At 54.9% G+C, this 18,969-nt stretch carries 16 protein-coding genes; 12 read left to right on the top strand and 4 right to left on the bottom strand.

From position 1 onward, the window contains the following. Positions 1-5 precede the first annotated feature (5 nt). The 3 genes from QQL54_RS04265 to QQL54_RS04255 all read left to right on the top strand — a co-directional run bounded on the left by QQL54_RS04265 (position 6) and on the right by QQL54_RS04255 (position 2,036). Entirely contained in the window at positions 6-596 is a 591-nt protein-coding gene (locus QQL54_RS04265; protein ID WP_284387931.1) for a LabA-like NYN domain-containing protein, read from the top strand. Positions 597-606: 10 nt separating this feature from the next. After that, positions 607-1,251, top strand: a complete 645-nt coding sequence (locus tag QQL54_RS04260; protein ID WP_431355923.1) for a uracil-DNA glycosylase — start codon at positions 607-609, stop codon at positions 1,249-1,251. A gap of 143 nt (positions 1,252-1,394) precedes the next feature. Next, entirely contained in the window at positions 1,395-2,036 is a 642-nt protein-coding gene (locus QQL54_RS04255) for an outer membrane protein (protein WP_284387927.1), read from the top strand. On the opposite strand, the gene smpB is transcribed toward QQL54_RS04255, so the two are convergent. Further along, positions 2,033-2,518 carry an SsrA-binding protein SmpB gene (smpB, locus tag QQL54_RS04250; protein ID WP_284387925.1) on the bottom strand — a complete coding sequence of 162 codons (486 nt, stop codon included), beginning with the start codon at positions 2,516-2,518 and terminating at the stop codon, positions 2,033-2,035. The two genes, QQL54_RS04255 and smpB, sit on opposite strands and share 4 nt — an antisense overlap. Beyond that, entirely contained in the window at positions 2,519-3,394 is an 876-nt protein-coding gene (gene dapA / locus QQL54_RS04245; RefSeq protein WP_348520696.1) for a 4-hydroxy-tetrahydrodipicolinate synthase, read from the bottom strand. Between the two features lie 148 nt (positions 3,395-3,542). Between dapA and QQL54_RS04240 the strand changes: the two genes are divergently transcribed. Beyond that, on the top strand, positions 3,543-5,558 hold the full coding sequence (locus QQL54_RS04240; RefSeq protein WP_284387921.1) for a lytic transglycosylase domain-containing protein: 2,016 nt from the start codon (positions 3,543-3,545) through the stop codon (positions 5,556-5,558). A 77-nt stretch (positions 5,559-5,635) separates the two neighbouring features. Here QQL54_RS04240 and mdh read toward each other — a convergent pair whose 3' ends face one another. After that, positions 5,636-6,604, bottom strand: coding sequence for a malate dehydrogenase (gene mdh, locus QQL54_RS04235; protein ID WP_284387919.1), 969 nt, complete (start codon positions 6,602-6,604; stop codon positions 5,636-5,638). Positions 6,605-6,775: 171 nt separating this feature from the next. Here mdh and QQL54_RS04230 point away from each other — a divergent pair, with 171 nt between their 5' ends. The 3 genes from QQL54_RS04230 to QQL54_RS04220 are packed head-to-tail and all read left to right on the top strand — an operon-like array spanning position 6,776 to position 8,706. Then, the gene (locus QQL54_RS04230) at positions 6,776-7,189 is read left to right on the top strand and encodes a DUF350 domain-containing protein (RefSeq protein WP_284387917.1); all 414 of its coding nucleotides are present in this window, start codon (positions 6,776-6,778) and stop codon (positions 7,187-7,189) included. Between the two features lie 10 nt (positions 7,190-7,199). Next, a complete protein-coding gene (locus QQL54_RS04225) occupies positions 7,200-7,997 on the top strand; it encodes a S1 family peptidase (protein WP_284387915.1) in 798 nt (265 codons plus the stop codon). Between the two features lies 1 nt (position 7,998). Further along, complete coding sequence (locus QQL54_RS04220) at positions 7,999-8,706, top strand: extensin-like domain-containing protein (protein ID WP_284387913.1); 708 nt, start codon at positions 7,999-8,001, stop codon at positions 8,704-8,706. A 23-nt stretch (positions 8,707-8,729) separates the two neighbouring features. On the opposite strand, the gene QQL54_RS04215 is transcribed toward QQL54_RS04220, so the two are convergent. Continuing rightward, on the bottom strand, positions 8,730-9,644 hold the full coding sequence (locus QQL54_RS04215) for a cation diffusion facilitator family transporter (RefSeq protein ID WP_284387910.1): 915 nt from the start codon (positions 9,642-9,644) through the stop codon (positions 8,730-8,732). A 148-nt stretch (positions 9,645-9,792) separates the two neighbouring features. Here QQL54_RS04215 and QQL54_RS04210 point away from each other — a divergent pair, with 148 nt between their 5' ends. The 5 genes from QQL54_RS04210 (at position 9,793) to QQL54_RS04190 (ending at position 18,849) form a co-directional block, all read left to right on the top strand. Beyond that, positions 9,793-10,869: a GNAT family N-acetyltransferase gene (locus tag QQL54_RS04210; RefSeq protein WP_284387908.1), complete on the top strand. Its 1,077-nt coding sequence runs from the start codon at positions 9,793-9,795 to the stop codon at positions 10,867-10,869. A 203-nt stretch (positions 10,870-11,072) separates the two neighbouring features. Next, the gene (locus QQL54_RS04205) at positions 11,073-13,682 is read left to right on the top strand and encodes a TonB-dependent receptor (RefSeq protein ID WP_284387905.1); all 2,610 of its coding nucleotides are present in this window, start codon (positions 11,073-11,075) and stop codon (positions 13,680-13,682) included. Between the two features lie 111 nt (positions 13,683-13,793). Beyond that, complete coding sequence (locus tag QQL54_RS04200) at positions 13,794-15,293, top strand: coniferyl aldehyde dehydrogenase (protein ID WP_284387902.1); 1,500 nt, start codon at positions 13,794-13,796, stop codon at positions 15,291-15,293. Beyond that, complete coding sequence (locus tag QQL54_RS04195; protein ID WP_284387900.1) at positions 15,294-16,931, top strand: GMC family oxidoreductase; 1,638 nt, start codon at positions 15,294-15,296, stop codon at positions 16,929-16,931. It begins immediately after the preceding gene. Beyond that, a complete protein-coding gene (locus QQL54_RS04190) occupies positions 16,918-18,849 on the top strand; it encodes an alkyl/aryl-sulfatase (RefSeq protein WP_284387883.1) in 1,932 nt (643 codons plus the stop codon). Before QQL54_RS04195 ends, QQL54_RS04190 begins: the two co-directional genes overlap by 14 nt. Positions 18,850-18,969: the final 120 nt, after the last annotated feature.

Here is an 18,969-nt window from a genome sequence, read left to right as displayed (position 1 = left end):
TTCGTATGACCTTCTACCCCGATGAGAGGTTTGCCATCTTCATTGATGGCGCAAATTTCTATTCAACAGCCAAGTCGCTCGACTTCGATATCGATTACAAGAACCTGCTGACCTATTTCAGCGCCAAAGGTCGAATGATCAAGGCGTACTATTTCACAGCCTTGCGCGAAAACGACGACTTTTCTCCGTTGCGGCCCTTACTCGACTGGCTCGACTATAACGGGTTTCATATCATTACGAAGAGAGCCAAAACCTTCACGGATCGCGACGGACGCACGCGGATCAAGGGCGACATGGACGTCGAAATCGTCGTGCGGATGATGGAACTGGCCCCATATGTCGATCATATGTTGCTGTTCTCCGGTGATGGGGACTTTCGCGCCGCCGTCGAAGCCGTTCAAAAACTCGGCGTCCGCGTGACAGTCGTGTCTTCAATGGCTGTAAAGCCGTCTTTGCTGGCCGACGAACTGCGCCGACAGGCCGATGCGTTTATCGAAATCGATGATCTGGAACGTGAAGTCGGGCGCCCGAAGCGTGAACGCTCTGAACAAGATGATGATTACGAAGACGATGACGATTTCGGCTATGGTGACTGATCCGCACGTTATGTCAGAGACAGAAGCGGCGTCAGAACCGCCTTACTTTTGTCAGCGTTGCCCGCGTCTCTTCGACTTCCTCGAAGACTGCCGCGAGCGTCTGCCTGGTCATTTTAACGGCCCTGTCCCTAGTTTCGGCGATCCGCAAGCGGAACTGCTCGTCGTTGGCCTCGCACCCGGCCTCAATGGCGCCAATAAGACCGGACGACCCTTTACGGGCGATGCGGCGGGCGATCTGCTTTATAAAGCTTTGGCGGAATATGGTTTTTCGAATGACCGGTTTGGGTTGACCATTGATGATGGTCTAGCGCTGCGTCGCGCGATGATCACCAATGCCGTGCGCTGCGTTCCGCCCCAGAACAAACCGATCGGGGCAGAGATCAATAGCTGCCGCGATTATCTACGCACTCAAATCGAGGCCCTGCCAAAACTGAAAGTGCTACTCTGCCTCGGCAAGGTCAGTCATGATAGTACGGTTCGGACATTGGGCGGCAAAATCGCGCGAGAAAAGTTTGGCCATGGCAGTGAATATAAACTCGGCGGCTATACGGTGCTGTCGAGCTACCATTGCTCCCGCTACAACACGAATACACGTCGTCTGACAGAGCCCATGTTCTTCGACATTTTTGCGCGGGCAAAGGCACTCCTAAAGTAGTCCGTCTGATCACGGATTTGAGAGCGCATCTCACATTTTTACCTCAATTAATCACATCCATCCGTGATGAGATTGAGCTCTTGAGCGATCCGCTTATCGGGCCTCTCGCCGCACAATGTCTGTCGCGGTTAAGGAGAGAAACAATGAATAAAAATATCGCCGCAAGCACTATCGCCCTCGTCGCGGCTATCGCCACCACCCAATCAGCCAGCGCTAAGGATTGGTACCTTGGCGGATCGGTCGGATATAATCAGACCTCAGACCAGACCAGTGAAGGTCCAAGCCGCCGCGTGGACGTCGAGTATGATGAGGGATATGCTCTCAGTAGTTTTGTCGGCTTTCGCAAGTCAGAAAATTTGCGCTTCGAGGGCGAATTCACCTTCCGCCGAAATGACGGCGAAACACTTGCATTCAACAATATAAGCCGACCTTTTGCTGGCAGCGGCACAGAAAGCTACAGCTTGCTTGCTAATGTCTTGTACGATTTCCCGACCGCTTCAGCCGTAACGCCTTATATCGGCGTCGGTGCAGGCATTGGATTTTTGGAAAACGACTTCGTTTATGGTCCCGCAAACTTCGAGGACAAAGATACGAGCTTTGTCTATCAGGGTATTATTGGGGCAAGCGTCCCGGTTTCTGACAAAATCGAGTTGTTCATTGACGGACGTTATTTTGGAGCCACTGGCGTTGACTTCGTTCGAACGTCACCGGCGGACAATGGTGTGAGCCTTGAGTCCGAATATGACAATTACACAGTGTCAGTCGGCTACAGATTTAAGCTCTAGCCGCGATCTCGCAGAAGACGCGCTTTTTGCTTTTGCCAATCGCGTGTTTTCTGCACATCGCGTTTGTCGTGCTGCTGTTTACCCGCAGCGACACCGATCAGAAGTTTTACACGGCCATCTTTATTGAAATACATTTTCAGGGGAATGACCGTTCGACCTTTACGTTGCGTTTCCCCTATCAACGTATTGATTTCTTTTCGTTTCAGTAGAAGCTTCCGACCGCGCTTCGGGCTATGGTTGAACTGCGCCGCGGGTTCGTAAATTGGAATATTCGCATTGACCAGCCAAGCTTCACTGCCGTCCACATCGACATAGCTCTCTGCGATATTGGCCTTACCACTCCGCAGGCTTTTGACTTCCGTGCCGAGCAAGCTGACTCCCGCTTCCATCGTTTCCTCGATGGCGAAATCATATCGGGCGCGGCGGTTTTCGGCGATTAATGTGCCGTTATCGCCAACGCTGGGTTTCTTTTTAACCGCCATCTAAAACTCAATCCCTGCGCGGGTCATCGCTGAACGAACACGGGCCTTCGTCTCGTCTCGACACGGCGTAATCGGCAATCGAACCACATCCTCCATGCGCCCCATAAGCGACAAAGCATATTTGGCGGGCGCCGGGCTTGGGTCGAGAAACAGATCTTTGTGTAATCGGTCGAGCATGGCGTTGAGTTCGCGCGCACGAGAGAAATCTCCAGCCATCATGGCTTCATGAAATTCAGCATATTGTTTCGGCGCAATATTCGACCCGACGCTGATCGTGCCTTGGCCACCATGTACAAAATGGCCCAGGGCCGTCGCGTCATCGCCAGACAATTGAACAAAGTCCGCACCACACCGATCTGTCAGACCTTGGACCCGTGCTATTTCGCCGGTTGCATCCTTACATCCAATAACATTGGAAAGCTGCGACAAGCGCCCCATCGTCTCATTGGTGATGTCGACGACGCTTCGCCCCGGAATATTGTAAACGACAATCGGGATATCGACAGCATTCGCGATCGCTTCAAAATGTCGGAAAATGCCTTCTTGGCTCGGCTTATTATAATAAGGCGTCACTACCAAAGCGGCATCAGCGCCACAATCTTTGGCGACTTGGGCATACTCAATCGAGACACGCGTCTCATTTGATCCCGCCCCGGCAATGACTGGAACGCGACTATCCGCTGCTTCCACGCAGAGTCGAATGACGCGTTTATGTTCCTCATGCGTGAGTGTTGCGCTTTCGCCCGTCGTTCCACAGGGCACGAGGCCGCTCGTGCCGTTGGCGATCTGCCATTCGACATGATTCTGGAAGGCAGCCTCATCCAATCCCGCTTTTGTGAACGGGGTAACGAGGGCTGTTATGGACCCTTTAACCATAATCGCGTTTCCTATAGCCAAATCGAAGGCGAGCGGGGTGCCGCGCGCTTTAGGCCCATTGTCATCTGACTTGCAAGCATGGCAGGAACTGTACCGCATTGAAGCAACTTTATGGAGCTTTTGAGTGAAGACATTTTTGTTATGTCTCATGTTTTCTCTCGTCCCCGTGTCAACAACCACGGCGGCCGCCAATGCTCCTATTCCACGCCTGAAACCTGCTCCGCCCGCACTCTCGCAATATCTTTCGCCCCGTGACGCAATTTACTTGCGACGCGGTCTCTCAGCCGCGTCCCGCAGTGAATGGACGACGCTGAAGCGCGCTAAAGACGAAATCCAAGACCCGACAGCTAAAGACTTACTGCGCTGGGTTCGCTCGGCCCGCGATCCCAATGTCCCGACCGATTGGCTCACCTACGTGACGCATGAACTAACCGACTGGCCACGCATGGTATCTATCCAAGCCAAAGCTGAGGCTCGGTTGCTGGATGAACCTCTCTCTCCACAAGAGACCGTGGCCTGGTTTCTGAAAATGGAACCTGTTTCTGGCGAAGGCCGCGCCGCTCTTGCAAAGGCTTTCTATAGGCTGGGTGATCAGGAAAATGGCGATCGTTGGCTGAAATATGCGTGGCGAGAAGCACGCCTGTCGCGCGACACGCAGAAAGAGTTATTCCAGCAATTTAAATCCCGTTTAAATTCGCAAGATCACGCCGCCCGCGCCGACCACCTGATTTGGGAAGGATCGCGGCATTTCTCTAATGCCCGCGCCCTACTCCCTTTCATGAGCAAAGCTGACCGTGCCGTTATGGATGCGCGGATGAAGTTGGCGACAAACAGCCGAGGTATCAACGCTGCGGTTAATGCCATTCCCGCTAGCCACGCCAATCATCCCGGTTTTCTGTTTGAACGCGCCCGCTGGCGCCGCCTTCGCAAGGACAAAGACTACGCGCTGCCTGTCTATATGCAGATCGGATCCCCCGCCACGACCGACCGAGGCCGCGAGCGGATGTGGACCGAGAGACGGTTGATGGCTTACTGGCTGATCAGCGAGCAGAAATGGATGGAAGCCTATCGGATGACGCTATTCCATGGCGCGACTGAGGGGGCACCTCTGTATGAGTCCGAATTTCTTGGTGGCTGGTTGGCCCTGACAAAAATGAACCAGCCTGCGTTGGCTCTTGAACGGTTCCAGCGCCTCGAAGCGGGCGTCAATACGCCGATCAGCCTTTCCAGAGCACATTACTGGCAGGGACGTGCGTTTGAAGCGCTGAAAGACCCACGACGCGACCAAGCCTTCGCGAAAGCGTCAACTTATCCGAATACATATTATGGACAATTGGCGGCTAGACGATTGATGGGGTCGATTGCCCGCATCACCTTACCGCCAGAAATGGCCTCTCAACAAGCGCAGCAACGGTTCAACAATGATCGCCGCATTCGTGCTCTTCGCTTACTCGGCGAAGCGGGCGAAGAACGGTTCTTCTCGACCTTCGCTTATGCTTTGGATGACGATCTTGAGACGCTCGATGAACTCTCACTGCTGAGCCGCCTGAGTGCCGATTATGGCTTCATGCGTCCGTCTATCCGTGCCGCCAAACAGGCCGGACGATTCAAAGGCATGCTAACTGAGAGTGGGTACCCCATTGTCCCGCCCATAGAGATGCTCGGACGTAACTTTGACATTCCCTTTGTCTACGCCATCGCACGGCAGGAAAGCGAGTTCGCTGGCAATGCGATCTCAAGCGCGAGCGCTTACGGCATGATGCAGATGATTAATGCGACGGCTAGCGCAACCGCGCGCCGTCACCGGATTGCCTATGACCGCGACCGCTTGATCACAGACCGCAACTATGCGGCTTATATGGGCGCCCTGCACCTGAATGATCTGTTGGAGGACTTTGATGGGTCCTACATTATGGCCGCCGTCGCCTACAATGCTGGACCGCGGCGTGTGTCGCAATGGATCGAACGCAATGGTGACCCCCGCAAAGGTCAAATCGATCCGATCGATTGGGTTGAGAAGATCCCCTTCTCCGAAACCCGCAATTACGTCATGCGCGTGATGGAGAATATGCAGGTCTACAAAGCGCGCCGAAACGGCAACGTTGCGCCCGTCACGATTGATCAGAACCTACGCTTTGGCCAAAAGGGCAATGCACCGGGCTAGCCTTTCATCGAATAAAACCCATAAAAAAGCCCGGCTTAATAAGCCGGGCTTTGGTGTTTTATAATGAGAAGGTTTGCCTAGTCTTTGAGGCTCGGTTCCATCTCCTGACAGTCGGCGATGATTTTCTCGACAGCGGCAACGGACTTCATGAACATTTCGCGTTCGTCGGCCTTGAGACGGATATTCATCACCTTCTCGACACCGCGCGCGCCGATCATGGCAGGTGCGCCGACATAAAGGCCACGCACACCTGCAATCTGTCCGGACAGTCGTACGGCACAGGGCAAGATGCGCTTCTTATCGCGCAGATAGGACTTAGCCATTTCGATAGCAGACTCAGCCGGAGCGTAGAAAGCTGAGCCATTGCCGAGAAGGCCGACAATCTCGCCGCCGCCCTTACGCGTGCGTTCTACGATAGCGTCAACGCGGTCTTGTGTTGTCCATTTCATCTTGATCAGATCTGGCAATGGCACACCATTGACCGTGGAATAGCGCGTCAGCGGAACCATAGTGTCGCCATGACCACCGAGGACAGAAGCGTGAACATCTTCAACAGAACACTGGAATTCGTCAGCCAAGAAGTAGCGGAACCGAGCGCTGTCGAGCACGCCAGCCATGCCGACCACTTTGCGCGGCTGCAGGCCGGAGAATTTCTGGAGCGCCCAAACCATCGCATCCAGCGGATTGGTGATACAGATCACGAAGGCCTTCGGCGCATGTTCCTTGATGCCTTCAGCCACCTGTTTGATCACGCCGAGGTTTTTGCCGATCAACTCTGAGCGGTCCATGCCCGGCTTACGCGGGAAACCCGCTGTGATGATGCAGACATCAGCCCCGGCAATATCCGCATAGCTGCTTGTGCCGACAAGCTTGCTGTCTTTACCGAAGACTGGCGCGGCCTCTGACAAATCGAGCGCCTTGCCCTTCGCAGTGCCTTCGAAAATATCGAACAACACAACATCACCGAGCTCTTCGCGAGCCGCGATGTGAGCCAATGTGCCGCCGATCATGCCGGCTCCGATAAGAGCGATTTTGGCGCGTGCCATAGAGGGTCTCCTGCTGGGTTAAGTCTGGCCGCCCATAGCTTCGCCGCTGAATAAAGTAAAACGCAACAACTGTTGAAGTTGCCTTGATTTTGCTTGCGTCACAGCGCGCCAACCGCGAAACCGCGCCGGGGTTAGGCCAAATGGCCATTATAAAAGAGTGGATGCACGGCGATGGAACCCGTTTTCGACAGTTTGGCGCAAGGGTTTCCTTGGTTAGTCTTCTACCTGCTCTCCGTGGCAGCTATCTTCATCATTGCGCTATTCATCTATGTGAAATTGACGCCGCATGATGAGTTCAAGTTGGTTAGTCAGGGCAATATGGCGGCGGCGATCCACCTCTCTGCGCTCATCATTTCTCTATCGCTCCCGCTTGCGGCGTGTTTGATCCATAAGGTTTCGATCTGGGATGTAGTGATTTGGGGCACTTTGTCGGTCACCTTACAGCTCTTCTTGTTCCGACTCACCGATCTGATCTTTCGCGGCATTCCGGATTTGATCGAAAAAGACATCGCTGCTCCGGCATTGGTTCTTGCCGCCTTCAAGTTGTCTGGTTCCATTATTCTTGCCTTTGCCATCGCGGGTTAGGCCTGCGGCGATGAAGCTGCCTATTCCCGATTGGTTGTTCTATCTCGGCATTCTTGTCGCGTTGATTCTCTACGCCAATTACGATGCGCCCACTGTCACGCCCGCACCGGACCTGCCCGGACTTGGCCCGTTGCTGCCATCGGAAAGTCCGGACGATGAGCGCATTCTCGTCCAGGTCGATGCCCCGCAATCCGGCGTGGGAACCGCTTTTGCTGTGAGTAATGACGGCGAGTGGGTTACGGCGCGGCACGTGGTCGATAGTTGTGACGAAGTGGGCATTCGTGTCAATTCACGACAACTCATCCGGATCGCACGCACGGAAATTTTTCAGGATGTCGACCTCGCCCGTCTCACAGCGCCTTGGTCCCGTGAACCGCTACCGACAGATTTGGCGAGTCGTCGGCAGATCGGCGAAGTGGGTTACTTCTTAGGCTATCCCCAAGGCAGGCCGGGCGAAGTGGTCGCCTCACTTCTATCGCGTGGCCGAATGTCGGTTCGCGGCCGATACCGCACGGATGAAGGCGTATTAATCTGGTCAGAACTCGGGCGATCTCGCGGATTAACGGGCTCACTCGGCGGGCTTTCAGGCGGTCCGGTTCTTGATTCCGATGGCGAATTGATCGGAGTTGTCGCGGCTGAGTCTCCGCGACGCGGACGGATCTACACAGTGGCCCCGCGCAACCTTGGGCGGATTGTTGCCCCGACAGGCACAACACCAACTCCGGTCGATCTCGGCAGCTACGCTTTGTATGCTGATAAGCTTCGTCGGGACCGACGTATCGCACAGGTGGTCTGCATTAATGGATAAAGTGCGCCTCATTTCATGGCTAAAATTTATCGGCGTCATCCTGGTTCTGATCGGCATTGGCTGGACGGTTAATCGCGTCGTTCCCAATCAGCACCTCCCCTGGCGACCGCTCGATCCAGAACGACCGATCGGCATGGCCACCAAGGGACAGCTTTTGCGGCTCTCGGTTTCGCCGAGTGATGTCTGCATGTCGCTTGCCCGCGACATAGAAGATTTTGAGACAATTCCGTCCGAACCGAAAGACGCGAAAGAGCCTTGCGGGTGGGATGTCGCCCGGCTGGTGTATGCCAGCGGTGATGCAGACCTCGTACCCGGAGAAGCGAACATGCAATGCCCACTCTCAATCGCGACTTTCTTGTGGTTGCGTGAAGTCGATGACCTCGCCCGAAAACGGTTCGGCGAAAGCGTCGTCAAAGTCCACCATATGGGCAGCTATTCCTGTCGGCGTCAGCGCGGAAACGGATCAGGACGTTGGAGCGAACATGCGTTCGCCAATGCTTGGGACATTGCTGGGTTCGAACTGGCAGATGGCCGGAACATCCGGGTTTTAACGGGTTGGAATTCCAAAGACAAAAAAGAGAAAGCGTTTCTACGAGACGTACGGCAAGAAGCCTGCCGTATCTTCAACGTCACGCTTTCACCGGACTATAACGCCGCCCATAAAGACCACTTCCACGTTGATATGGGACCGAACGCTATCTGTCGTTAGCCCTGCCCCATTGAGCAAAAAGGCTAGTCTCGTCGCATCACATCGACCGTCGCATGATCGATCCCGAACGTGTTTGACAACCTCGCTTTGATCGCGCGGTTAACCGGGGCCAAGCGCACACCATCCTCAACATAAGCGTCCAGCGTCAACATGGGGCGTTCAGGCGTAATGCACCAAGCATGTACATGCTCGACCGATTGCAATCCTTCGACCGAAGCCACGAGGTCATTCGCGATGGCATCCGTATCAATGCCCTCAGGCGCGCCTTCGAGCAGAATGTGCGCGCTCTCTTTCACCAACCCCCAAGCTGACTTCAGGATCAGCAGCGCGACGAGGACGGAGAGGATCGGATCAGCGGCCACCCACCCCGTGGCCATGATAATCAAGGCTGCAAGGATCGCCGCCGCACTACCAAGCAGATCGCCCAACACATGCAACATCGCGCCCCGAACATTGAGATTATGCGTGTCCGCGCCTCTAAGTATCTGGAACACAGCCAAATTCACAAACAGTCCGGCGATCGCGACCCACAACATCGGCCCTGCCAAAATCTCACCCGGATCGGCCAGCCGCCCAAACGCCTCCCAGACGATCCAGCCTGCGACGAGGAAAAGCGTCAGCCCGTTCACAAAGGCGACGAGAATCGAGAACCGATCATAACCAAAGGTCAGTCGCCGGGTCGCTGGGCGCTGGGCAATGACAAATCCGCCCCAAGCCATAGCCAGCGCAGCGAAATCTGTGACCATATGCCCAGCATCGGCAATAAGAGCCAGTGAACCGGAAATCATCCCGCCGATCACTTCGACGATCACGAACAGGCCAGTCAGGACTGCGGCTACACCGACCCGGCGCCGATTGGACTCATTGACCGTCGGGGCATGGCTATGTCCCGAATGATCATGACCCGAATGGTCACCATTATGATTGTGCCCGCTCATATTCGTCCTTTTGCGATCCCGTCCCACGAAGGCAAGGGTGCAAATCGGTAGAACCTGCATCCAACTCTTGAGGTGCTTAAGAGGCTTTTAGCGGTTTTTGGGTAGAGGCTGAGAAATGGCGTCGACTTTCGAGATAGAAACACGGTCCATGACCGACCTTACCGAAGCCGACCGCGTGGCTTGGCTCTCTCTGCTTGCGTCAGATACAGCCTTAGAGAGCCCTTACCATCATCCCGATTACCACCATTTGGTCGATAAGCATCAAGGCGGCGGGAAAGTCACTCTGGCGCATCGTGACGGCGAGTTGATCGGATTGCTGCCGTGGCAAGGCGGCGCGTTTGCGCGCCCGTCTGGCGCACCATTGTCAGATTACCAGACACTGATTGCCGCACCCAACACCGAATTAGATATCCGCCAACTTCTTATGGGACAGGCGGTGGGGGCCTTTCACTACACAGCCGTGCCGACAGACGATGGTCTTGAGACCACGCGACTTGAACTCAATAACGCTGATGAGTGGCGTGCCGCACGGGATGGCAGCTACCGTCGACATCTTAAATCCACACGCCGTCGTATCCGGAAAGCAGAAGATGAAGTTGGTACGCCTCGGACTGTCATGCAGAGCCGGGACATCGACGCCTATCAAACACTGATGCAGTGGAAGCAGGAGAAATTCCGAGATACCGGAAAATATGACGTGTTGGCCAACAGCGGTAACTCAGCTTTGCTTCGGGAATTATGGGAGCGAGGCCCGTCATCCCCGCTTCGCGCGGATCTCCATGTCCTCTATTTTGGCGATAGGCTTGCGGCCTGCGATCTCGGCCTGACTGACGGCCACGTCTTTCACAGCTGGATAGTGGGCTATGATCCAGACCTAATTACTTATGCCCCCGGCATCCAACTGATGGAGGCGCTGATCGATAGCGCCCCTGACATTGGCTATGACGTTATCGATCTTGGACCCGGAACCGATGGTTATAAACGACATTATGCCACGCATTCCAGACAGGTTGCCTCCGGCGTCGTGACCTTACCATCGACGGCGGGTTGGATCGCAGGCTGCTATGACCAAGCCGAGGATGCTTTGCGTTCTAAAACAGGAGATGCGCTCGGCAAATTGCGGCGCCGTTATAGTCAGATTGCGGCCTGTGAACCGCGAATCTCTGGCCGCTCTCTTGCGCTGGTCAACGCCTTTGGAGCGCAATTCAAGCGTCACGAAGCCTGATTCGACCTCTATAGATGGAGGCACAAACGTTTTTTGACAGCGCTGTCAGTGTGGCGTGGCAGCAACGCTGGACCATAAAGCCAACAGATATGTGTCAAATAACCCACTGATGCGTGACACAGGTCAAAGCTGCGCTATACCCCTACCGAGGGTGAACACACCCCATGCAATAATGAGCGGCAATTCGCTCGGGGAGACAAATCATGCAAAACCACAGCCGAATTGCGGCCGCACTTCTGACCTCCACCATGTTGGCGAGTCCTGCCTTCGCGCAAGATAGCGATGCGACGGACACAACTCGCTTCGAAGAGGATGTCATCATCGTCGAAGCAACGCGTCGTGCGTCTAACATTCAAGATATTCCGATCGCCGTGACCGCGATCACTCCGAAGCAGTTGGAACGCCAAGGTATTACCAGCATCAAGGATCTCGCGTCTGTCGCGCCCGGCTTTAATATCCAATCATCCCAGACCGAAACTCAAGGCACGTCAATCCGTATTCGCGGCGTTGGGACAACGGGCAATAATATCGGTTTGGAATCGGCTGTCGGGGTGTTCATCGATGGCGTCTACCAATCTCGCCCTGGCATTGCGCTCGGCGAGCTCGTCGACATCGAAGCCATTGAGATGCTGCGCGGCCCGCAAGGGACACTGTTTGGACGCAATGTAACCGCTGGTGCGCTTGTCGTCAGAACAAAGAAACCAGAAATGGGTCAGACAGGCGGGTTCGCCAATCTGACTTATGGCAATTATAACATGGTCAATGTTCAAGGCGGCATAAACGTTCCGGCTGGCGAAAACCTGGCCTTCCGCGCAACGGGATCTCTACATAAACGTGACGGGTTTCTGACATCGTCTGTCGACCCTGATGCTGAGAGCCACAACCGCGACCGCTTTGTCCTACGGGGCCAAGCGTTATGGGAACCAACAGATCAGACCAGTCTTCGACTAATCGCAGACTATCAGGACGTCGATGAGAATTGCTGTGCAGCTGTAACGCTTTCAGCGAGCCCGAATTTGACGACTGCACAGCGCGACGCTCGTTTCCCCGTCCTCGGATTTGAAGACTCATTGGAAGCACAAGTCTTCAACGATCAAGAATTCGTCAATAATGTTGAGAGCTATAATTTCTCAGCCGAACTGAACCATGATTTCGGCGGGGCAACGGGTACAGTCATCCTGTCTTATTCGGATTTCCTCGGAAATTCCGTGCAGCAGGATTTCAATGCGGGTCAGCAATATTCTGTAGGTGGACTGACCGTTCCAGCATCGGACAGAACATCATTTGATGACATTCAAACCTTTACTGCTGAAGCTCGTCTACAAGGCGAAGCCATGGATGGTCGTCTAGACTGGCTGGTCGGCGGCTTTTACGCGCAGGAAGACATTGTCGAAGAGTTCACGTTGGGTCTTGGCTCAGATTATAGCGCGTTAGTCGGCTCCGCGAACTTCCCAATCGGACCTGTCTCTTCATCCTTCCTCAGCCTCTATGCTGGCGCAGGCGCATTCATACAGCAGCTGCAACTAGGTAATCCTAACCCAACATTTGCCCCATTATCCGCAGACGGCCAGTATGCCAGAAACCGGTTTGAGCAAGATGCGGAAAGCTTCTCTGTGTTCACGCACAATATCTTCTCCGTAACGGACTCGGTCGACCTCACTTTGGGCGCACGCTATGTTGACGATTCCAAGGATGGATCATTCGACCAAGTTGCTGTTGGCGGTAATAGTTGTCTAGCGTCAGCGACGTTCCTAGCGACCGCGACAGCGGCAGGAGCCGGTGATCCAGCCGCTGCTGGCGCCATGGGGGCGCTTGGCGCGGCAATTGGACCAGCAACACTGGGCCTTCTGACCAATCCAGCCCTCATCGGCGGCGGGGGGTTCTTAAACTGCTTCCCATTTGCCTCTCCGGCCATTGGTTCGGGTTTTATTCCGGATGCATTCGCGGCTCTGCCCTTCATTCCGCAAGAGTTTAGCGACAATTTCTCAGATGATGAGCTGGTCTACACTGCCAAACTCTCATGGGAACCAAATCCTGACCTGTTGGTCTTCGGTGGCTTTACGCACGGCTATAAAGCGGGCGGATTCAACCTTGATGCATCCGCGGCTCAAGCAGGCGCTGATCCAAGGTTCAACTCAGAACTGATCGATGCTTGGGAGTTTGGCTTCAAGAAAACACTGGCTGATGGTCGCTTCCGTTTTAACGTCACGGGTTTCCACCAAACGATGGATGATTTCCAAGTGCTTGAATTCACAGGCACTAAATTCCAGACTTTCAACGTTGATGACGTGTCGTCCAAAGGCGTGGAAGTCGAATTGAATGGCCGTCTATCGGAAGCCGTCTTCATCAACTCAGGTGTCACCTATGCCGATGCCAATTATGGTGAAGATTGTGATCGCGGGGGCACGATTGCGCCGGCGTCCGGGCTCTGTGACAATGTTTTGACCAATGCGCCAAAATGGTCGTCTGTATTGGGCATCACCTATGATGGCGATTTCCTCGATACAGACTGGGGCTTCTTAGCCAACGTCAATATGAACTACCAATCCAAGCGAAGGACTTCGACGAACCCGCTTGTAGCAGGCACCGCTGTTCCAATTCCGTTCGACTATCAGGACGGCGTGGCCAAGTTCAACGCACGCGTCGGCTTCACGATGCCGAATGATTTGGTCTCGATTGAGTTCTGGGGTCTAAACCTGACAGACGAAATCACCAGAGGGATCACCTTCAACACGGCAGTGCAAGGCGCCTCACGGTCAGCCTTCTTAGAACCACCGCGTCAATATGGCGTGACATTGCGGTCTCAATTCTAGAGCCGCATCAAATCTGAATAGAGGGTCGCAACCTTACTGGTTTGCGGCCCTTTTTTATTTCCGCTACTGATCAACCGATCAATAACGTCCCGCAGAACGGAAAACCCGCCCATGGTCCGCATCAATCCGAAGACAACAAAATCCAAACCGGGCGAGGCGAAAGGGCCAACCGCCAAGGCCTTGCAGGCCGCATTCAAGGCCCAGAGAGACGCCTTTGATGCCGCGCCCTACCCGTCATGGGAAGTTCGAAAGGCGCGTTTGGAAACCCTTCGCGATGTGCTGCGAAAATATGAGGACGACATCAAACAGACCATCTCTGACGATTTTGGTCATCGATCCAAAGTTGATACCGACTTGGGTGATATTATCATGGCTTATAACGATATCCATAACGCCCTGAAGATGACCCCGAAATGGATGAAGCGACGCAAACGCGCCACATCGCTGAGCTATAAGCCCGGCTGGAACGAGATTATCCCACAGCCTATGGGCGTGATCGGAATTGTCGTACCATGGAACTATCCACTTGGCTTAGCGACCGGCCCCATTATCGGCGCCATTGGAGCTGGCAATCGCTGCATGGTCAAGATGAGCGAATATACGCCAAAATTCTCAGCCCTCTTCAAATCAATGATGGAGGAAGCGTTTGAGCCAGACGTTGTCTATGTGGCGACGGGTGGCGTAGACGTGGCTACTGCTTTCACCAACCTGCCCTTCGATCATATGCTTTTTACCGGGTCGACCAATGTTGGAAAAATCGTGGCGAAGGCTGCGGCTGAAAATCTCGTACCCTGTACCTTGGAACTCGGCGGCAAATCACCCGTGCTCATCGATGATAGCGCCAAGTTGGATTTGACAGTCGCGCGCATTGCTCAGTCTAAACTTCTCAATGCTGGCCAAACCTGCATCGCGCCAGATTATGTTCTGATGCCCAAAGCTCGGATCGACGCCTTTTCGGACGCTATGATCAACCAGGCTGAGGCCATGTATCCAAAATTTGCGGGCAATGACGATTACACATCTGTCATCGCCGACTCTCATTATGCCCGCCTGCAGACCCTGCTGGAGGATGCAGAGAATAAAGGCGCAAAAATCCGCGTGGCCGGTAACGACGACAAGCAACAGCTGGCCAAGGAACGCCGCATCCCGCTGACTGTCGTGACTGAAACGACCCCTGATATGAAGATCATGCAGGAAGAAATCTTCGGACCACTCCTTCCCATCGTCCCATCAGAAACCCTCGAGGATCAGTGTACCGCTGTGAAATCAAAGGACCGCCCTTTGGCGCTCTACTGGTTTGGGGAAGACGATGCGAAACGCGACCGGGTCCTCTACGAAACCCATGCGGGCGGCGTGACGATCAATGATTGCGCGTGGCATTTTGGTCAGGAAGACATCGGCTTTGGCGGCATCGGGCCGTCTGGCATGGGGGCCTATCACGGCGAGGCTGGTTTCGAGACATTCAGCCACATGAAAGGCGTTTTCCACCAGAGCACGGGCGGGCTGTTTCACACACTCAAGCAGAAGATGATGGCCGATATGATGCCGCCTTATACCGAGGGCACACAAAAAATGCTCGCCCGTGTCAAAGGCATGGCGGGCATAAAATAGGTGGCGGCCAACTATGATTATATCATCGTCGGTGCTGGCTCAGCTGGCGCGACCATAGCGGCGCGTTTGTCCGAAGATCCGAATGTCTCTGTCCTCTTGCTGGAGGCAGGCGGGACGCATCGGCATTGGTCGGTCCGTATTCCGATGGCGATGATCGCCAATTTGATCTTTAAAGGCAGAGACTGGAAACTCGAAACGGTCCCGCAAAAGCAACTGAACAATCGCTTAGGCAATCAACCGCGCGGCAAGATGCTGGGTGGAAGTTCGGGCTCCAATGCGATGATCTACATTCGCGGGCATCGTGAGGATTATGACAATTGGGAACGGATGGGCGCAGATGGGTGGGCCTATGATGACGTCCTGCCCTATTTCAAAAAGAGCCAAAATCGTGAAGCCGGAGCCAATGATTACCACGCGCAAGGCGGGCCGCTGAACGTCGCGCCTGTCAGGAGTCCGGCTGAAATCAACGACATTCTGATCGAGGCTGGACGCCAGTTGCAGATTCCCATCAATGACGACTTCAATGGCGAGAGCCAAGAAGGTCTGGGCTATTACGAGGTTACGCAGAAGGATGGTGAACGTTGGAGCACAGCCCGCGCCTTTCTCGACCCGGCAGAGGACCGGCCAAACCTCACCGTCATTCAGCACGCACTGAGCGAAAAGATCCTCGTTGAAAATGGCCGCGCTATCGGCGTGCGCTACCGTATCACAAAAGGTAAAGAACAAACGACCGACGTCCGAGCCAACCGCGAAGTGATCGTGTCGGCCGGAGCGTTCGGCTCGCCTCAGCTCCTGCTGCTGTCAGGGATTGGCGGCCAGACAAAGCTTGCCCCGCACGGAATTGAACACGTGGTAGATGTGCCCGGCGTGGGCGAAAACTTACACGACCACATAGACGTCACCCTCTGCTATAAATCCAAGCTCAAAGACCTATTTGGTAATTCGGTCGGCGGCACGTTACGGATGATTGGAGAAATTCTCAAATACCGGAAGAACCGGACCGGAATGTTGACCACAAACTTCGCCGAGTCCGGTGGGTTTCTCTATACGGACCCATCTGAACCCTCGCCCGACATCCAACTCCATATGGTTCGCGCAATCGTCGATGATCATGGCCGCAAGCAGCATCTGGGGTTGGGCTATAGTTGTCATGTTTGCGTCCTGCGTCCCATGAGCCGCGGCACGGTCACACTCGCGAGCGCCAACCCCGAGGACGCTCCTCTCATCGATCCGGCGTTTCTGGAAGACGAACGCGATCTCAACACGCTTATTCGCGGCGTGAAGCTGCTGCAGCGCATTCTGCGCGCGCCGCCATTCGACAAGGCAAACACCAAGTCTCTCTACGCAGCCGATAGTGACGATGAGAACGAAATTATCGCCGATATTCGCGCCCGCGCGGACACGGTCTATCACCCTGTCGGGACCTGCAAAATGGGCGTGGATGATATGGCAGTCGTCGACCCGCGTTTACGGGTGCGCGGCATGACGGGTCTGCGCGTCGCTGACGCCTCGATCATGCCGCAGATTGTCTCCGGCAATACCAACGCCCCGTCCATCATGATCGGCGAAAAGGCTGCGGACATGATCAAAGAAGACTGGGCCAACACAGAACAAGGGGCTTCGCTTGCGGCTGAATAAACTTGGGGTCATTGCCCTTTTTCTGATCGTCGCTCCGGCTCATGCGCAGGAGGTCAGTCCGTTTGTGGCGGAGGCGCATGCCGAGGCCAAAGCCCTCCTCGATTTCTCAGACCGGCGGGATTTTGAACGCGCGAGTAAAGGCTTTCTCGGCACATCCGAGGTCTTGCCAATCCCCGGCCCTGACGGTTCACCCGTGCCAACATTTGATCCAGAGAGCTTCGACTTTTTAAAAGGCGAACGTCCTGACACGGTGCATCCGGCACTGTGGCGTCAGTCAGAGCTCAATGCCATGCACGGCCTGTTTGAAGTGACAGAGGGCATCTATCAGGTTCGCGGATTTGACCTCTCCAACCTCTCCGTGATCCAAGGCGAGACAGGCTGGATCGTGGTCGACCCACTTATCACGCGAGAAGCGGCAACCGCGGCCCTAAAGCTGATCAACGACACGCTCGGCGAACGGCCTGTATCCGCGATCATCTTCACTCATAGCCATGTCGACCATTATGGCGGCGTGCGCGGTGTCCTCCCTGACGGAGTCGATATTCCCATCATCGCGCCGGCCAATTTCGTTGTGGAATCCGTGTCCGAAAATGTTCTGGCGGGCAACGCGATGAGCCGCCGCGCCTCCTACATGTTTGGTAGCCTGCTCAAGAAAGGTCCTGACGCAATGGTCGGCGCGGGGCTTGGCCCCGGCATCAGCGTCGGCACCCCCGGTATTGTCTCGCCCACAATCGATATTCAGAGCGATTTCGAGACACATATGATCGACGGCGTGGAGATAGAATTCATGCTGACGCAGGGTGCTGAAGCTCCGTCTGAATTTATGTTCTACATGCCAGAAAAACGCGCCTTTATGCAGGCCGAGATCATCAATCATACGCTGCACAACCTCTATACGCCGCGCGGCGCCAAGGTACGGGATGGACGGCTCTGGTCGAGCTATATCGACACAGCGATCCAGCGTTACGCAGACCGGACGAATGTGTCCTTTGGTTCGCACCATTGGCCCGTTTGGGGTGAAGCGGATGTGCGCGATCTATGGGTCGGCCAGCGCGATCTCTACCGCGTCATTCATGACCAGACAGTCCGTTTGGCCAATCAAGGGCGCACGATCAACGAAATCCCGGATCTAATCAAACTGCCTGACAGTATCACCAGCCAGTTTGCCAATCGCGGCTATTACGGCACAGTGAGCCACAATAGTCGCGCGCAATACAACCTCTATTTCGGCTATTTCGACGGCAATCCGGCCAATCTCGACCCCCTGACACCTGTCGAAGAGGGCCGGCAATTTGTCGACTATGCGGGCGGCGGCGAGGCGCTGATTGGCAAAGCCCGCAGCGACATAGCGGACGGTCAATTGAAACGCGCGGCGACTGCGCTCAACCATCTTGTTTTTGCTGAGCCGGGTAATCAGGACGCAACTAACCTGCTAGCCGACGTCTATACGCAAATGGCTTTTGCTGCCGAGAGCGGCCCGTGGCGGAACTTCTATCTCACGGGCGCGCAAGAGCTTAGAACAGGCATCGCGCCCCTGCCCGTGCCAACAACGGCCAATGCCGATACGGTGAGCGCTGTTCCACTGACCATGATTTTCGATTTGATGGCAGTCAGATTGGATCCGGATAAGGCCGAGGACGGGCGGGCCATGAATATGGTCATGACGGATACGGGTGAGACCGCGCATCTGTTTGTCTCAGGCGGCGCCCTGCATCACCGGATGGGTGTGACCGACGACGACGCACCGACTTTAACCATCGCACGCGTCGACTTTGACCGTTTGAACTTAAAAGAAACCAGCATCGCCAAGCTACTCCTGAGCCGTAAGGCCAAGCTCTCAGGCAACCCGCTTAAGATCAGAGCTTTCTTTGCTCAGATCGAAGAACCGCCCTTCTGGTTCGAAATCGTCCGACCCTGATCACTCAGAGCTATTGAAGGCAAGGCTTTACAGCGCCGACCAATTTGGTCACGTCAAACCTGTGTCGAATGAAAACCTAAAACTCGCGCAGCATGTGCTGCGGAAATGGCTGACCGGTCA

This window comes from Algimonas ampicilliniresistens, assembly GCF_030159955.1.
Classification (GTDB): Bacteria; Pseudomonadota; Alphaproteobacteria; order Caulobacterales; family Maricaulaceae; genus Litorimonas; species Litorimonas ampicilliniresistens.
Note: the sequence above shows the minus strand (reverse complement) of the source record. Positions and strands in the feature narration are given on the sequence as shown.

What these genes read in the sequence shown, in the direction of transcription:
- QQL54_RS04205 (WP_284387905.1), top strand. Translation starts at nt 11,073, where the DNA reads ATGCAAAACCACAGCCGAATTGCGGCCGCACTTCTGACCTCCACCATG.
- QQL54_RS04230 (WP_284387917.1), top strand. Translation starts at nt 6,776, where the DNA reads ATGGAACCCGTTTTCGACAGTTTGGCGCAAGGGTTTCCTTGGTTAGTC.
- QQL54_RS04215 (WP_284387910.1), bottom strand. Translation starts at nt 9,644, where the DNA reads ATGAGCGGGCACAATCATAATGGTGACCATTCGGGTCATGATCATTCG.
- mdh (WP_284387919.1), bottom strand. Translation starts at nt 6,604, where the DNA reads ATGGCACGCGCCAAAATCGCTCTTATCGGAGCCGGCATGATCGGCGGC.
- smpB (WP_284387925.1), bottom strand. Translation starts at nt 2,518, where the DNA reads ATGGCGGTTAAAAAGAAACCCAGCGTTGGCGATAACGGCACATTAATC.
- QQL54_RS04265 (WP_284387931.1), top strand. Translation starts at nt 6, where the DNA reads ATGACCTTCTACCCCGATGAGAGGTTTGCCATCTTCATTGATGGCGCA.
- QQL54_RS04260 (WP_431355923.1), top strand. Translation starts at nt 607, where the DNA reads ATGTCAGAGACAGAAGCGGCGTCAGAACCGCCTTACTTTTGTCAGCGT.
- dapA (WP_348520696.1), bottom strand. Translation starts at nt 3,394, where the DNA reads ATGGTTAAAGGGTCCATAACAGCCCTCGTTACCCCGTTCACAAAAGCG.
- QQL54_RS04210 (WP_284387908.1), top strand. Translation starts at nt 9,793, where the DNA reads ATGACCGACCTTACCGAAGCCGACCGCGTGGCTTGGCTCTCTCTGCTT.
- QQL54_RS04255 (WP_284387927.1), top strand. Translation starts at nt 1,395, where the DNA reads ATGAATAAAAATATCGCCGCAAGCACTATCGCCCTCGTCGCGGCTATC.
- QQL54_RS04225 (WP_284387915.1), top strand. Translation starts at nt 7,200, where the DNA reads ATGAAGCTGCCTATTCCCGATTGGTTGTTCTATCTCGGCATTCTTGTC.
- QQL54_RS04240 (WP_284387921.1), top strand. Translation starts at nt 3,543, where the DNA reads ATGTTTTCTCTCGTCCCCGTGTCAACAACCACGGCGGCCGCCAATGCT.
- QQL54_RS04200 (WP_284387902.1), top strand. Translation starts at nt 13,794, where the DNA reads ATGGTCCGCATCAATCCGAAGACAACAAAATCCAAACCGGGCGAGGCG.